The sequence below is a fragment of the Streptomyces sp. NPDC090445 genome (assembly GCF_044769385.1).
Taxonomy (GTDB): domain Bacteria; phylum Actinomycetota; class Actinomycetes; order Streptomycetales; family Streptomycetaceae; genus Streptomyces.
Map to the genome: position 1 here is coordinate 156974 of NZ_JBIVXV010000009.1, position 14566 is coordinate 171539.

Sequence of the window (14566 nt, forward strand, 5' to 3'; positions counted from 1 at the left end):
GTCGTACAGGTACGACCATACTCCCGACGCGAGCGAAACGAAACCGTTCCGTTTCGCTTTCGGGGGTGGCCTGGATCACCTGTACGAGTTGCCGGGCCCCCCTACCGCGGAAAGCATGGTGGGGTGAGCCACGACCTCGCCTACCTCCGGTTCCCGCACCTCCACGGCGACCTGCTCTGCTTCGCCGCCGAGGACGACCTGTGGATCGCGCCCCTGGTCCCCGAGGGCGAAAGCCCCGGCCGGGCCTGGCGCATCACGGTCGACCGCACCCGCATCGGCCATCCCCGCTTCTCCCCCGACGGCCGCCACATCGCCTACACCACCTGGCGCAGCCTCGACCCCGAGATCCACCTCGCCCCCGTCGAAGGCGGCCCGGCCCGCCGGCTCACCTACTGGGGCGCCACCGACACCCGGGTCTGCGGCTGGACCCCGCCCGAGGCCGACGGCCGCAGCGACATCCTGGCGGTGTCCTCGCACGGGCAGCCGTTCTCCTACTTCGCCTGGGCCTACCGGGTGCCCACGGACGGCTCCCCCGGCGGCAAGCTCCCCTGGGGCCCGGTCTCGGACATCGCGGTGCACGAGGAGGAGCACGACGGCGAGGGCCCCGGCGGGCGGCGCACCCTGCTGCTGACCGGCAAGCCCCCGCACGAGCCCGCCTCCTGGAAGCGCTACCGCGGCGGCGCCACCGGACGGCTCTGGCTGCACGGCAAGCGGCTGCTGGAGGACATCGGAGGCCACCTCGACGCGCCCATGTTCGTCGCCGGCCGGATCGCCTTCCTCTCCGACCACGAGGGCATCGGCAACCTGTACTCCTGCCTGCCCGACGGCACCGACCTGCGCCGGCACACCGACCACGAGGAGTTCTACGCCCGGCACGCCTCCAGCGACGGCTCCCGGGTCGTCTACCAGTGCGCCGGCGAGCTCTGGCTCGTCGACTCGCTGGCCCCCGGCTCCGCCCCGCGCCGGCTCGACGTCCGCCTCGGCGGCCCGCGGGCCGGCCGGCGCACCTACCAGGTGCCCGCCGGCAGCCACGTCGACTCGCTGTCCGTCGACACCACCGGCCGGGCCAGCGCCGTCGTCATCCGCGGCAGCCTGTACTGGCTCACCCACCGCGACGGGCCCGCCCGGACGCTCGCCGACACCCCGGGCGTACGGGTGCGGCAGCCCGAGATGCTCGGCACGGGCGGGCAGGTCGCGTACGTCACGGACGCCGAGGGCGAGGACGCCGTCGAGATCGCCTACCTGCCGCGGGCCTCCGGCGACCGGGAGCCGCGCCGGCTCGCCTCCGGGCAGCTGGGCCGCGTACTGGAGATGGTGGCCGACCCGGCCGGGGAGCGGCTCGCGATCGCCTCCCACGACGGGCGGCTGCTGCTCATCGACGCGACGGAGGAGTCGGCCGGCGAGGTCACCGAGCTCGTCCGGTCCGTCAACGGGCCCGTCACCGACCTGGCGTTCTCCCCCGACGGGTCGTTCCTGACCTGGTCGCACCCGGGCGTCGGGCACGCGCTGCGGCAGATCAAGATGGCCCGGATCTTCGGTCCCGGCGCGCGGAACATCGTGGACGTCACCAGCGGCCGCTTCGTCGACGAGAACCCGGTCTTCACCCGCGACGGCCGCTACCTGGCCTTCCTGTCGTGGCGCGGCTTCGACCCGGTCTACGACGTGCACACCGGCGACCTGTCGTTCCCGCTGGGCTGCCGCCCCTACCTGGTGCCGCTGTCCTCCGCGACGCCCTCGCCGTTCGCGTTCACCCCCGACGGCCGCCCCGCGGCGGGCGGACTCGACCCGGCGGAGGGGGAGTCCGGCCAGGAGGGCGACGGCTCGGTGACCGTGGAGGTGGAGGGCCTGGAGAGCCGCGTCACCCCGTTCCCGGTGACGGCCTCCAAGTACTCGGCCCTGTACCCGGTGCACGGCGGCGGGCTGGTGTGGCTGCGCTGGCCCATCTCGGGCGCGCTCGGCGAGACCTTCGCCAACCCCGCCGACACCAGCGGCAAGCCCACCCTGGAGCACTTCGACATCACCAAGGCCCGCAAGACCGAACTGGCCTCCGGACTGGACTGGTTCGCGGTCAGCGGCGACGGCACCCGGCTCGTCCTCAACGACGACGGCGACCTGCGGGCCGTCCCCGCCACCGAGGCCGGCGACGGCGACTCCACCGTCTACCTCGACCTGCGGCGCATCCACCACGAGGCGGACCCGGCCGCCGAGTGGCGGCAGGCCTTCGAGGAGGCGGGCCGGCTGATCCGCGCCTACTTCTGGGAGCCGGACATGTGCGGCATCGACTGGGACGGCGTGCTGCGCCAGTACCGGCCGCTCGTCGAACGCGTCGCCTCCCCCGACGAGTTCGCCGACCTGCTGCGCGAGGTCCTCGGCGAACTCGGCACCTCGCACGCGTACGTCTCCCCCGCCCGCCGCAACGAGGGCCCGCCGCACTACCAGCGGCCCATCGGCCTGCTCGGCGCCGACCTCGTGCCCCGCGACGGGGGCTGGGTCGTCCGGCGGATCCTGCCCGGCGAGGCCTCCGACTCCAAGGCCCGCTCCCCGCTGGCCGGCAGCGGCATCCGGGAGGGCTCCGTCCTCACCCACGTCGACGGGCGGCCCGTCGACCCCGTCACCGGGCCCTACCCGCTGCTGGCCGCGGCCGGCGGCACCACCGTCGAGCTGACCTTCACCCCGGCCGACGGCGAGGGCGCGGCCCGCCGCGTGGCGGTGGTCCCGCTGGTCGACGACCGGCCGCTGCGCTACCAGCACTGGGTGTCCAAGCGCCGCGCCGTGGTCCGCGAGGTCAGCGGCGGCAAGTGCGGCTACCTGCACATCCCCGACATGGGCGGCTCGGGCTGGGCGCAGTTCAACCGGGACCTCCGGATGGAGATGTCCCGGCCCGCGCTCCTCGTGGACGTCCGCGGCAACGCGGGCGGGCACATCAGCGAACTGGTGGTGGAGAAGCTCACCCGCTCGATCCTGGGCTGGGACCTCACCCGCAACGCCCAGCCGGTGTCCTACGCCTCCAACGCGCCCCGCGGCCCGATCGTGGCGCTGGCCGACGAGGCGACCTCCTCCGACGGCGACATGATCACCGCGGCGTTCAAGCTGCTGGGCCTGGGCCCGGTCGTCGGCCAGCGCACCTGGGGCGGCGTCGTCGGCATGACCGGCCGCCACACCCTCGGCGACGGCACGGTCATCACGGTGCCGATGAACGCCGCCTGGTTCCCCGAGTACGGCTGGTCGGTGGAGAACCACGGCGTGGAGCCGGACTTCGCGATCCTGCGGACCCCGCTGGACTGGGCCGAGGGCCGCCACGCACAGCTCGACGACGCCGTGCACCTGGCCCTGGAACTCCTGGAACAGGAACCGGCCGCAGTCCCACCCGGCTACGAGGACGTCCCCGACCTACGCCGCCCAAAACTCCCGCCGCGCTAGGCGGTTCCCCGCTCCCCGCAAGGGGCGCGGGGAACGGCGCGACCAGCCACAGCCGGCCCGCAGACGACCGCCGGACCCTCGCGCCCCTCCCACGGAGCACTCAGGCCGGGCCGGGCTGCGGCCCGGGGCCGCGCCGGGCCAGGCCGGGGCGCGGCCCGGGCGTCAGGCGGGCGTACTACCCCCGCGCTCCCGCTCATCGGCGGCTCCGCCCGCCCCGACGAGCCCCTTGGAGACGCCGGCCAGCCGCGGCTCGAACCGCTCCATGTCCCGCCGCCCGCCGACCGCGATGAGCCCCGGCAGCCAGCCCCGTACGCCCTGCATCGCGCGCAGCCACCCCTGGGCGTACACGTGCGCGGAGCGGCGTTCGATGCCGGCGACGATCCGGTCCACGGCCGGGCCCAGCGGGTAGGTGCGGTTCGCCGGCCACGGCAGCCGCTGCCGCAGCTCCCGCATCACGTCGTTCCGGTCGGCGCCGCGCACCATGTCGGTGTCGGTCCAGGACAGGTAGCCGACGCCGACCTTGACGCCCTTGTGGGCGACCTCGGCCCGCAGGCAGTGGGCGAAGGCCTCGACCCCGGACTTGGAGGCGCAGTACGCGGTCATCATCGGCGCCGGGGTGATCGCGGCGAGCGAGGCGATCTGGAGGAAGTAGCCGCGGCTCTCGGTGAGGACGGGGAGGAAGGCCCGGCCCGTGACGGCGCTGCCGATCAGGTTGACCTCGATCACCCGGCGCCAGGCCTCGGGGTCGGAGTCGGCGAACGGGCCGCCCGCGGCGACCCCCGCGTTGGCGACGACGATGTCGACCTTGCCGAAGCGCTGTTTGACCTCCTGCGCCACCCGGGCCATGGCCTCGTGGTCGGTGACGTCGGCGTGCCAGTGGTCGCTGTCGGTGTGCAGGCGCTCGGAGACCTCCTTGAGGGCCTCCGGCTCCAGCCCCACCAGTGCGATCCGCGCGCCGCGCGCGGACAGCTTGCGGGCGAGCAGCTCGCCGACGCCGCGGGCTGCGCCGGTGATGACGGCGACCTGGCCTTCCAGACTCCTGTGGGCGCTCACGGCGTCTTCTCCTTCGCGTCCTTCGCGGGTGTGCCGAGGTAGGCGGTGGTCAGCTCGCGCACCGCGTTGGTGACGGCCTCGGGGGCTTCGATCGGGGTCATGTGCCCCATGCCGGTCAGCTCGGTCAGCCCGATGCAGTGCGGCAGCGCGGCGGCGATCCGCCGGGCGTGCACGATCGGGGACAGCCGGTCGGCGGTGCCGCCGAGGACGGCGGTGGGGGCGGTGAGGGCGGGCAGGTTGGCGTGCACGTCGAGCTCGGCCAGGACCTGCGACCAGGCGTACCGGACCGAGGTGGGGCAGGCGTGCACGATCCGGGCGCAGGCCTCGACCCGGTCGGGCGCCGAACCGGGGCCCATGGTGGCGTACTTGAGCACCCGTTTGGCGGGCGGGGTGACCGGGCCGAGCGGGGCGCGTGAGCCGAGGAGCGCGCGGGTCAGGCGGGTCCGCAGGGGCCCGGGGCGCAGCGGCACCACGAGCGCCTCGGCGGCCAGCCGGGAGCTGCCGGTGCTGCACAGCAGGACGGCGGCGGCGTGCTCGGCGAGCTCGGGCCGCCCGGCGGCAGCCATGATCGTCATGCCGCCCATGGAGTGCCCGGCCAGGACGGCCCGCTCGCCGGGGGCGAGGGCGGCCCGCAGCACGGCGGCCAGGTCGTCGGCGAGGGCGGTGGTGGAGTAGCCGGATCCGGCGGGGCTGCGGCCGTGGCCGCGCTGGTCGTAGGCGATGACCCGGTGGTCGGTGGCGAGGTCGCGGATCTGGGCGGCCCAGAAGGCGGTGGAGCAGGTCCAGCCGTGGGCGAGCACGACGGGCGGCGCGTCCGGCTCGCCGTGTTCCTCCACGTGCAGCCGCGCCCCGTCGGCGGATACGGCGGTCAGCTCGCGGCGGGCGGCGGGCGGCGTGTACCGCCCGCCGGTGACGTGCGTCAGCCGGCTCACGCGGCACCGTCCTCGGCGGAGGCGGAACCGGAAGCGGAGGCGGCCGATCCGGTAGCGGCGGCGGACGCAGCCGCGGACGCGGCGGCCTGGACGGGAACCCGCCCGCCGTCGGGCTCCCGGAGCCGGACGACCTCGTACTCGCCCATGTCCACGGTCCGCGTGAGCTTGCGGAACTCCCCCGTCGTGCCCGGCCAGACGGTGGTGTTGCGGCCCTGCGCGTCCAGGTACCAGCTGGTGCAGCCGCCGGTGTTCCACACGGTCCGCTCCATCCGGGTCTGGACCTGCCGGTTCCACCGGTTCACGGCCGAGGGGCGGGCGGCGAGGGCGACCCGTCCGCCGAGGACGTTCAGCTGGCGCAGGTAGTCGGCCATGTAGTTCAGCTGCGACTCGATCATCAGGATCATCGAGCTGTTCCCGAGCCCGGTGTTCGGTCCGATGATCGTCATCCAGTTCGGGAAGCCGGCGGCGGTCGCCCCGCGCAGCGCCTGTATCCCGTCCTTCCAGTGGTCCGCGAGGGTGCGGCCCTCCGCGCCCACCACGCGTTCCGCGATCGGCATGTCCGTGATGTGGAAGCCGGTGCCGAAGACGATCGCGTCGGCCTCGGTCTCGGTGCCGTCGGCGGCGACGAGGACGCTGCCCCGGATCTCCTTGAGCCCGGAGGCGACGAGGTCCACGTCGGGGCGGGCGAGCGCCGGGTAGTAGTCGCTGGAGAGCAGGATCCGCTTGCAGCCGATCCGGTACGAGGGCGTCAGCTTGGCGAGCAGCGCCGGGTCCTTGATCGAGCGGGCCATATTGGCCTTGGCCAGGGTTTCGATCAGCCCGAGCTGGTTGGGCCGCTTGGTGAAGGCGCTGACCTGGAGCTCCCGGATGCCCCACAGCAGCCCGCGGCGCGCGGCCTGGGTGAACGGCAGCTGCCGGTGCAGCCGGCGTTCGACGGAGCCGATGGCCCGGTCGGCGCGGGGCAGCACCCACGGCGGGGTGCGCTGGAAGAGGGTGAGCCGCTCCGCCTCGGGCGCGATGGCCGGGACGATCTGGATGGCGGAGGCGCCGGTGCCGACCACGGCGATCCGCTTGCCGCGCAGGTCGTAGCCGTGGTCCCAGCGCGCGGAGTGGAAGACGGCGCCGGGGAACTCGGCGAGTCCGGGGATCTCGGGCATCTTCGGCTCGGACAGCGGCCCGGTCGCGGAGACGACGACGTCGGCGGTGAGTGCGCCGGCGGTGGTCTCGATCTCCCAGCGCAGCTCGGCGCTGTCCCAGCGGGCCGTGAGCAGCTCGGAGTTCAGCCGGATGTGCGGGCGCAGCCCGAAGGTGTCGGCGACGTGCTCCAGGTAGGCCCGGATGTGCGGCTGGCCGGAGAAGGTGCGGGGCCAGTCGGGGTTGGGTGCGAAGGAGAACGAGTACAGGTGGGACGGCACGTCGCAGGCGCAGCCCGGATAGCTGTTGTCCCGCCAGGTGCCGCCGACGGAGTCGGCCCGTTCCAGGACGACGAAGTCCGTGATCCCCTCGCGGCGGAGCCGGACGGCTGCGCCGAGCCCGCTGAAGCCGGACCCGATCACCGCCACCCGGACGTGCTCGCGCCCGCCCCCGCGCCCGCCTTCGTGCCTGTCTGTGCCGCCCATGCCGCCTCCCAGCCACCCCAACAACACACCACGCACACACTGCCAGCAATCACTGGCACAATCGGGAGGGTAGAGCAGCTCCGTACCGCTGGGTAGGGGTCGCACCCGGAAAGTTACCGCCGGTACGCCCTAGGCTTCGGCTGTGGCAGACACGGAAGCGGGGACGACAGTGCGTGAATACCGTACGGAGGAGCTGGCCGAGGCCGCCGGCATCCCCGTCCGCACCCTGCGCTTCTACCGCGAGCGCAAGCTCCTGCCGCCGCCGCGCCGCGAGGGCCGGATCGCCTGGTACGACGACCACCACCTGGCCCGGCTGCGCACCATCGCCGCCCTCCTCGAACGCGGCCACACCCTCGGCGGCATCGCCGAGCTCACCGCCGCCTTCGAGAACGGCCGCGACGTCGGCCAGCTCGGCGAACTGCTCGGCATCGGCTGGTCGGAGGAGACCCCCGTCCGCCTGACCCCGGAGGCGCTGGCCGACTACTTCGAGGGCGAGGTCACCCCGGAGAACCTGGCGGCCTCCCTCGACCTCGGCTACGTGGCCACCGACGGCGACGAGATCGTCCACGTGAGCCGCCGCCTGCTGGACGTCTCCTCGGCCCTGGTGCGCGAGGGCGTCCCCCTCGCCGCCGTCCTGGAGACCGGGCGCCGGGTCCGCGAGCACGCGGACGCCCTGGCGGCCCTGTTCGCCGGGCTGGTCACGGAACACCTGGGCAAGGGGGACAAAGAGGACGCGGAGGCGGTCACCCGTCTCCGCCCGCTGGCCAAGAGCGTGGTCGAGGCCGAGCTCTCGATGGCCATGGACCGCCTCCTGGCCGCGGCACGGCTGCCGGAAGAAGCGCCCCAGACCCCTCGGCAGTCCGGGACGCCTCAGACACCGGCCCCGTAGACGCCTCAGACACCGGCCCCGTAGACGACGGTCACCGGCGCGTGGTCGGACCACCGCTCCGGGTGCGTCTCGGCCCGCTCCACGAACGCCTTCACGGCCCGCGCCGCCAGCCCCGGCGTCGCGACCTGGAGGTCGATCCGCCAGCCGGAGTCGTTGTCGAAGGCCCGCCCCCGGTAGGACCACCAGGAGTACGGCCCCTCCGCGTCGGGGTGCAGCTCGCGGACGACGTCCACGTAGCCGGCCTCGGAGTAGACCTTGCCGAGCCACTCCCGCTCCTCGGGCAGGAAGCCGGCGCTCTTGCGGTTGGTCCGCCAGTTCTTCAGGTCCGCTTCCCGGTGGCAGATGTTCCAGTCGCCGCAGACGACGACCTCGCGCCCGTCCGCCGCGGCCTTCTCCTTCAGGGCCGCCAGGTAGGGCAGGAACTCGTCCATGAACCGGTACTTCTCGTCCTGCTTCTCGGTCCCGGCCTCCCCGGACGGCAGGTAGAGGCTGGCGACGACCACGCCGGGCAGGTCGACCTCCAGGTACCGCCCGGAGCCGTCGAACTCGTCGCTGCCGAAGCCGACCTGCACCCGCTCGGGCTCCCGCCGCGTGTACACGGCGACCCCGGCCCGCCCCTTGGCGGCGGCCGGCGCGAAGACGGTGTGCCAGCCCTCGGGCTCCCGCACCTCCTCCGGGATCTGCGCCTCCTCGGCGCGTACCTCCTGCAGGCACACGACGTCGGCTTCCGAGCCGGCCAGCCACGGGGAGAAGCCCTTCTTGGCGGCAGCGCGGATCCCATTCACGTTCACGGAGGTCACGGAGAGCATCCCAGCACCATAGCCCGGCCCTTCCGTACGATGTCCGGATGTCTCACGGGATAGACCTGCGCGCCGTGCCGTACGACCACCCGGACGCGATCAGGCTCAACGACCAGGTTCAGCTCGAATACCGGGTGCGGTACGACGGCGAGGGCGACGCCACCTTCCTCGACCCGGCGATGTTCCTGCCGCCGCAGGGCCTGTACCTGGTGGCGTACGACACATCGGGAGCGCCGGTTGCCACCGGCGGCTGGCGCACCCAGGACGAGAACGACGAGGGCTACTCGGACGGCGACGCCGAACTGAAGCGCATGTACGTCGTCCCCGAGGCCCGCGGCCTGGGCCTCGCCCGCCGGATCCTGGCGGAGCTGGAGTCCGACGCCCGTGCGGCCGGGCGCACCCGCATGGTCCTGGAGACCGGCAACAAGCAGCCGGAGGCCATCGCCCTCTACCGCTCCTCGGGCTACGCCACGACGGAGAAGTTCGGCTACTACCGCGAATACCCGTCCAGCCACTGCATGGCCAAGCCCCTCTCCTGACGCCCGCCGGGCGCCCCGTGGTCCCGCCCGTCCGCCCATCAGCCGGGCGGGATCACCCCTGCCGGAGCCGGAGCCGGAACTTCGGGCAGACGTCCGGATCCCGGTCGTCGTAGACGAAGGTGCGCTTCGCGTCGATGCCGATGGAGAGCTTGTCGAGGGTGTCACCGTGCAGGAAGCCCTCCGGCTCGGTGAATTCCAGGACGAGCATGGTCCGGCCCTTCGCCGAAACAGGGGCCTGCACCTGCCAGGTACCGGACCCGCTGAAGGTCTTGCCGAGATGGGCGTGGAAGGAGCTGTCGCCCGTGGGCCAGTTCTCCGCCGTGAAGCTGCCCCCCTGAGCCGTTCCGGGAGTGAGGGTCAGAACGAGGCTGGCCCCCTTCGCCTTGAGCTCACCGTCGAACGTGCCCGCCAACTGCGCGGCGCCCGCGGTGTCAGCCGCCTCCGGGACGCACCGCTCAAATGCGTCGGAGCCACAGGCGGTGAGGGCCCCGCCCACGGCGGCAAGGGCAAGCACAAGCCCCACCACCCGCACCCGGCGTCGATACACGGCCCCCCCTCCCGGGTAACTCCGGTCATTGTCCCGGCAAACGCCGAGATCCCGCCCAGCCTTTCGGCTGAACGGGATCTCGTGACGATTCCCGGTAGCTATCCGAGAACTGTCGTCTGTGGACCTGTGGGGATTTGAACCCCAGACCCCCTCGATGCGAACGAGGTGCGCTACCAGACTGCGCCACAGGCCCTTGCGACGTGTGAAACATTAGCATCCTCGCGTCGCCGCACCAAAATCCGTTCCCGGAGCGGCTTCGCGGCGGTCATTCGTTGGCCGCGCGGGGGCGGTCGTCGCTCTCGTACTGGTCGAACAGGGGCGTGCGCCCGCGGTCGCGGCCGCGCGGGCGGGCCGGCTGCGCGGCCCCGGCGGCGTCCGGCTTGGCGGGGGCCGCGGGCTGGGCGCGCAGGCGGGGGTCCGTCGGCTCGGCCGTGCTGGAGCGGGAGGCGCTCCAGCCGTCCGGGGCCGCCGGGCCGGTGGCGCGGGGGGCGACCGGGGCCGTCACGTAGGTGGGCAGCGGGACCGGGACGGGCTCCCAGCTGTCGCCGCGGCCGGGGCCGCGTTCGCGCTGCTGGTCCACCCACTCGGCGTGGTCGGTCTGCTCGACCAGGGCGCGCCGCCCCGCCTCCTGCGGGGAGACCGGCGGTGCGGGCTCGGGTTCGGCTCCCGGGGCTTCCTCGGTCTCGCGGCGGCCCGGGCGGTTCTCGCGCAGGTGGCGGGCGGCGGCCTCGGCGCGCCGGCGGTCCATGGTGAACTCGTAGCGCCGCCGCTCCTGGGCGCGCAGGTACGCGATGTACGCGCTCAGCAGGACGGCCGGCAGGCCCGGGGCCCACAGGTAGGCGATGCCGCCGACCGCGGCGACGACGGCACCGAGGGAGAAGACGAGGAAGAGGAGCGCGGTGGTGCGCCGGCGGCGGGCGAGCACCTGCAGGCGCTGTTGGCGCCGCTGCCGCTCGGCCACGGCCTGCCGTTCCACGAGGGCGGACCTCGGCTCCGTCCTGGTTGCGGGCATGCCGACGGACCGGGCGTCGGCGTCCACGGAATTCACCGTTTCCGTCGCGGCGTCCGGATCCGCGAGGTACTGGGGATCCGCCTCCTGGTCGGTGCGCTCACGCAGCCCCTTGGCGTAACGGCGCTCCATTCCCGCCCGGCCGGAAAGCAGCCGGATGGCAGTGGAGAAGCGTTCCGTCGGACGGGCCTCGTTCAGCTCGTCCTGCCTCCGGAGCCACATGGGCACCAAGTAGGCGGCCCAAGCCCCCACAATGACTGCGTAGATGAGGCCGCTGCTGCTCACACCTCACACCGTAGAGGGATACGGCCTGAGGGATCCGCCAATTGGACCGGTGTGTCGCACGAACCGGCTGATATCACCGACTTTTTTTGTGATTCTTCGGATCAGGATATGGGCGATTCGGGCCCCCGCTCAGGAATTCGAACGCGCTTTCGAATTACTGAGGGGGGCGGTGGCGTCCGGCGTTTATCGGGCGCCCGTGTCCGGGCCCGGCGGCGGCTCGGCACCCCGGTCCCGCGTGCGGTGCCAGCGGGACACCAGCCCCTCCGGGACCTCCTCCACCGTCAGCGCGTACACCAGGTGGTCGCGCCAGGCTCCGTCGATGTGCAGGTAGCGCGGCCGCAGCCCCTCCTCGCGGAAGCCCAGCTTCTCCACCACGCGCCGGCTGGGCCCGTTCTCCGGCCGGATGCACACCTCGATCCGGTGCAGCCCGACCCGCGCGAAGCAGTGGTCCACCGCCAGCGCCACGGCGGTCGGCATCACGCCCCGCCCCGCCACCTCGCGGTCCACCCAGTAGCCGATGTGGCCCGCGCACATGGAGCCCCAGGTGATCCCGGCGACCGTCAGCTGGCCGACCAGCCGCCCCTGGTACTCGATGACGAACGGCAGCATCCGCCCGGCGTTCGCCTCCGCCCGCAGATGGCGGACCATCTGCCGGTAGGTCGGGCGCCGGACCACCGGCCCCCAGGGCGCGGGCGGCGGAATCGTGGCCTCCCACGGCCGGAGCCATTCCCGGTTGCGCCGGTTCACCTCGCGCCAGGCGCTCTGGTCCCGCATTCTTATCGGCCGGAGGATGACATCGCCGTCGGCGAGCGCCACCGGCCAGGTGGGTCCGTTCAGCTCTGGCTCCCCGACGGTGCCGGGTGGTCGCCGCCCCGGATCTGGTCCACCGCGTGCGGCAGGATCCGCGCGAGGACCGCGAGGCCGTCGCGGACGCCGCCGGTGGAGCCGGGCAGGTTGACGATCAGGGTGCGGCCGGCCACGCCCGCGCGCCCCCGGGACAGCGCCGCGGTCGGCACCTTCGCCAGGCCCTCGGCCCGGATGGCCTCCGGAATGCCGGGGATCTCGTAGTCCAGCACCCGCGCGGTGACGTCCGCGGTGCGGTCGGTCGGCGAGATGCCGGTGCCGCCGGTGGTGAGGATGACGTCGTACCCGGCGGCCACGCCCTCGCGCAGCGCCTGCTCGACGGGGTCGCCGTCCGGGACGACGCGCGGGCCGTCCACGGCGAAGCCGAGCTCCAGCAGCCCCTCGGCCAGCAGGGGGCCGCCCTTGTCGGCGTACACGCCGGCCGAGGCCCGGTTGGAGGCGGTCACCACCAGGCCGCGCGCCTGCCGCGCGCCGACACCGGCAGCGGCAGCGGCAGCAGCAGCAGCAGCAGCACCGGCAGCCGTACCGCCGCCCTCGCGCTGGGGCTGGGCGTCGGGGTGGGCGTGGCCGAAGGCGTCGCCGCCGCGCGGGGCGTTCACGCGCGTGTCCAGTCGCCGGACTTGCCGCCGGTCTTCTCCTCCACCCGGACGTCGGTGATGACGGCGCCCTTGTCGACGGCCTTGACCATGTCGATCACGGTGAGCCCGGCGACCGCGACGGCGGTGAGCGCCTCCATCTCCACGCCCGTGCGGTCGGTGGTCTTGACGGTGGCGAGGATCTCGACGGCGTCGTCGGCGACCGACAGGTCCACCTTCACTCCGGAGACGGCGAGCGGGTGGCAGAGCGGGATCAGGTCGGGGGTCTTCTTCGCGCCCATGATCCCGGCGATCCGCGCGGTGGCGAGGGCGTCGCCCTTGGGTACGCCCTCGCCGCGCAGCAGTTCGATCACCCGGGGGGAGACGAGCACGCGCCCGCTGGCGCGCGCCGTCCGCGTCGTGACGTCCTTCTCCGAGACGTCGACCATCCGGGCCGCTCCGGCCTCGTCGATGTGCGTCAGCCTGCTCTGCGTGTTCATGGGTCGTGCCGCTCCCGATCCCGGGCCCCGAGGGGGCCTGTGTGGTGCAACACGCTACCCGCACCTGCCGGAACAGGGGCGCGGCGGGGGAACGGCTCCGGGCGCCCCGCGGCCGGTCGGCGGCCCCGGCCGAGCGGGGCCGGCCGGGCGGTCAGCCGAGCGGTGTCAGCCGAGCGGGATCACGTCCAGCTCGCTGCCGGGCTCCACGGAGGTGACGTCCTCCGGTACGACCATCAGCGCGTCGGCGTGGGCCAGTGCGGCGATGAGGTGCGAGCCGGATCCGCCGACCGGGCTGACCGTGCCGCTGTCCGCGTCGTACGCGCCGCGCAGGAACTGGCGGCGGCCGGCCGGGGAGCCGAGCGCCTCGTCCGCCTTCAGGACCGCGCGCACGCTGGGCCGGCTGACGTCCGGCAGGCCCATGAGCGCCCGGATCGCGGGCCGTACGAACAGTTCGAAGGAGACGTACGAGGACACCGGGTTGCCGGGCAGGGCGAGCAGCGGGGTGTGGTCGGGGCCGATGGTGCCGAAGCCCTGCGGCTTGCCGGGCTGCATGGCGAGCTTGCGGAAGTCCATCCGGCCGGCGTCCGGCTCGTCGGGGGCGGTGCCGATCGAGGAGAGGGCCTCCTTGACCACGTCGTACGCGCCGACGCTGACGCCGCCGGTGGTGACCAGCAGGTCGGCGCGGACCAGCTGGTCCTCGATGGCGGCCTTCAGGGTCTCGGCGTCGTCGGCGACGGCCCCGACCCGGTAGGCGATGGCTCCGGCGTCCCGGGCTGCGGCGGCCATGGCGAAGCTGTTCGAGTCGTAGATGGCGCCCGCGGTCAGGGCCTCGCCGGGCTGGACGAGCTCGCTGCCGGTGGAGATCACGACCACGCGCGGGCGCGGCCGGACCCGTACGGTGGCGCGCCCGATGGCGGCCAGCAGCGCGATCTGCGACGGGCCGAGCACGGTGCCCGCGGCGAGCGCGAGGTCGCCGGCCTGGACGTCGCTGCCGCGGGCGCGGACGTGCGCCCGCGCCTGCGCCGGCCGGTGCACCCGCACCTCGCCGCCCGCGCCCTCGGGGGCGGCGCTGGCCGGGGCCATTGCGGCGGCCGCGCCGCCGCCCGTGCCGCCGTCGGTCCACTCGACCGGTACGACGGCCTCCGCGCCGGGGGGCAGGGGCGCCCCGGTCATGATCCGGGCGGCCTGGCCGGGGCCGACGGTGGGCAGTTCGCCGCTGCCCGCCGCCACGTCCCCGATGACCGTGAGGACCGCGGGGAACTCCTCGCCGGCGCTCTGGACATCGGCCGTGCGGACCGCGTACCCGTCCATCGAGCTGTTGTCGAAGGGCGGGAGGGCGACGGGGACGGTGACGTCCTCGACCAGGACACAGCCCTGGGCATCGAGCAGCTGGAGTTCGATCGGCTCCAGCGGCCGGACGGCGGCGAGGACGTCCGCGAGGTGCTCGTCCACCGACCACAGGCGCTGCCGCCCGGTGGGGCCGCCGGTGTCCCGGGGTGCCTCCGCCGCCGCGTCCGCCGCCTGCGATGCCTCA

The 14566-nt window shown here is 74.0% G+C and carries 13 protein-coding genes and 1 tRNA gene; 3 read left to right on the forward strand and 11 right to left on the reverse strand.

Annotated elements, in window-relative coordinates; translation table 11 throughout:
• The first annotated feature begins 123 nt into the window (after positions 1 to 123).
• Positions 124 to 3420, forward strand: a complete 3297-nt coding sequence (locus ACIQUT_RS20410; protein ID WP_403564330.1) for a S41 family peptidase — start codon at positions 124 to 126, stop codon at positions 3418 to 3420.
• Between the two features lie 162 nt (positions 3421 to 3582).
• On the opposite strand, the gene ACIQUT_RS20415 is transcribed toward ACIQUT_RS20410, so the two are convergent.
• Genes ACIQUT_RS20415 through ACIQUT_RS20425 form a run of 3 tightly spaced genes read right to left on the reverse strand, consistent with a single transcriptional unit; the run spans position 3583 to position 7024 of the window.
• Positions 3583 to 4473, reverse strand: coding sequence for an SDR family oxidoreductase (locus ACIQUT_RS20415; protein ID WP_403564331.1), 891 nt, complete (start codon positions 4471 to 4473; stop codon positions 3583 to 3585).
• Positions 4470 to 5405 (reverse strand): alpha/beta fold hydrolase, encoded by a 936-nt coding sequence (locus ACIQUT_RS20420; protein WP_403564333.1) that lies wholly within the window; start codon positions 5403 to 5405, stop codon positions 4470 to 4472. The genes ACIQUT_RS20415 and ACIQUT_RS20420 overlap by 4 nt, the downstream gene beginning before the upstream one ends.
• A complete protein-coding gene (locus ACIQUT_RS20425) occupies positions 5402 to 7024 on the reverse strand; it encodes a flavin-containing monooxygenase (protein ID WP_403564334.1) in 1623 nt (540 codons plus the stop codon). Before ACIQUT_RS20425 ends, ACIQUT_RS20420 begins: the two co-directional genes overlap by 4 nt.
• A 142-nt stretch (positions 7025 to 7166) precedes the next feature.
• Between ACIQUT_RS20425 and ACIQUT_RS20430 the strand changes: the two genes are divergently transcribed.
• A complete protein-coding gene (locus ACIQUT_RS20430) occupies positions 7167 to 7913 on the forward strand; it encodes a MerR family transcriptional regulator (protein WP_403564336.1) in 747 nt (248 codons plus the stop codon).
• A gap of 5 nt (positions 7914 to 7918) precedes the next feature.
• Here ACIQUT_RS20430 and ACIQUT_RS20435 read toward each other — a convergent pair whose 3' ends face one another.
• Positions 7919 to 8722 (reverse strand): exodeoxyribonuclease III, encoded by an 804-nt coding sequence (locus ACIQUT_RS20435; protein WP_403564337.1) that lies wholly within the window; start codon positions 8720 to 8722, stop codon positions 7919 to 7921.
• A 38-nt stretch (positions 8723 to 8760) separates the two neighbouring features.
• Here ACIQUT_RS20435 and ACIQUT_RS20440 point away from each other — a divergent pair, with 38 nt between their 5' ends.
• A complete protein-coding gene (locus ACIQUT_RS20440) occupies positions 8761 to 9252 on the forward strand; it encodes a GNAT family N-acetyltransferase (RefSeq protein ID WP_403564339.1) in 492 nt (163 codons plus the stop codon).
• A gap of 52 nt (positions 9253 to 9304) precedes the next feature.
• Here ACIQUT_RS20440 and ACIQUT_RS20445 read toward each other — a convergent pair whose 3' ends face one another.
• The 7 genes from ACIQUT_RS20445 to glp form a co-directional block, all read right to left on the reverse strand.
• Positions 9305 to 9775, reverse strand: a complete 471-nt coding sequence (locus tag ACIQUT_RS20445; RefSeq protein WP_403564340.1) for a hypothetical protein — start codon at positions 9773 to 9775, stop codon at positions 9305 to 9307.
• A 143-nt stretch (positions 9776 to 9918) separates the two neighbouring features.
• Positions 9919 to 9992, reverse strand: a tRNA-Ala gene (locus tag ACIQUT_RS20450).
• Between the two features lie 72 nt (positions 9993 to 10064).
• Positions 10065 to 11093, reverse strand: coding sequence for a hypothetical protein (locus tag ACIQUT_RS20455; RefSeq protein ID WP_403564342.1), 1029 nt, complete (start codon positions 11091 to 11093; stop codon positions 10065 to 10067).
• Between the two features lie 183 nt (positions 11094 to 11276).
• Positions 11277 to 11930 (reverse strand): GNAT family N-acetyltransferase, encoded by a 654-nt coding sequence (locus ACIQUT_RS20460; protein ID WP_403564451.1) that lies wholly within the window; start codon positions 11928 to 11930, stop codon positions 11277 to 11279.
• Positions 11927 to 12409, reverse strand: a complete 483-nt coding sequence (locus ACIQUT_RS20465) for a molybdenum cofactor biosynthesis protein B (protein ID WP_403564453.1) — start codon at positions 12407 to 12409, stop codon at positions 11927 to 11929. The genes ACIQUT_RS20460 and ACIQUT_RS20465 overlap by 4 nt, the downstream gene beginning before the upstream one ends.
• Before the next feature lie 143 nt (positions 12410 to 12552).
• The gene (moaC, locus tag ACIQUT_RS20470) at positions 12553 to 13032 is read right to left on the reverse strand and encodes a cyclic pyranopterin monophosphate synthase MoaC (protein WP_385682384.1); all 480 of its coding nucleotides are present in this window, start codon (positions 13030 to 13032) and stop codon (positions 12553 to 12555) included.
• Between the two features lie 165 nt (positions 13033 to 13197).
• Positions 13198 to 14493, reverse strand: coding sequence for a gephyrin-like molybdotransferase Glp (glp, locus tag ACIQUT_RS20475; protein ID WP_403564454.1), 1296 nt, complete (start codon positions 14491 to 14493; stop codon positions 13198 to 13200).
• Positions 14494 to 14566 lie beyond the last annotated feature (73 nt).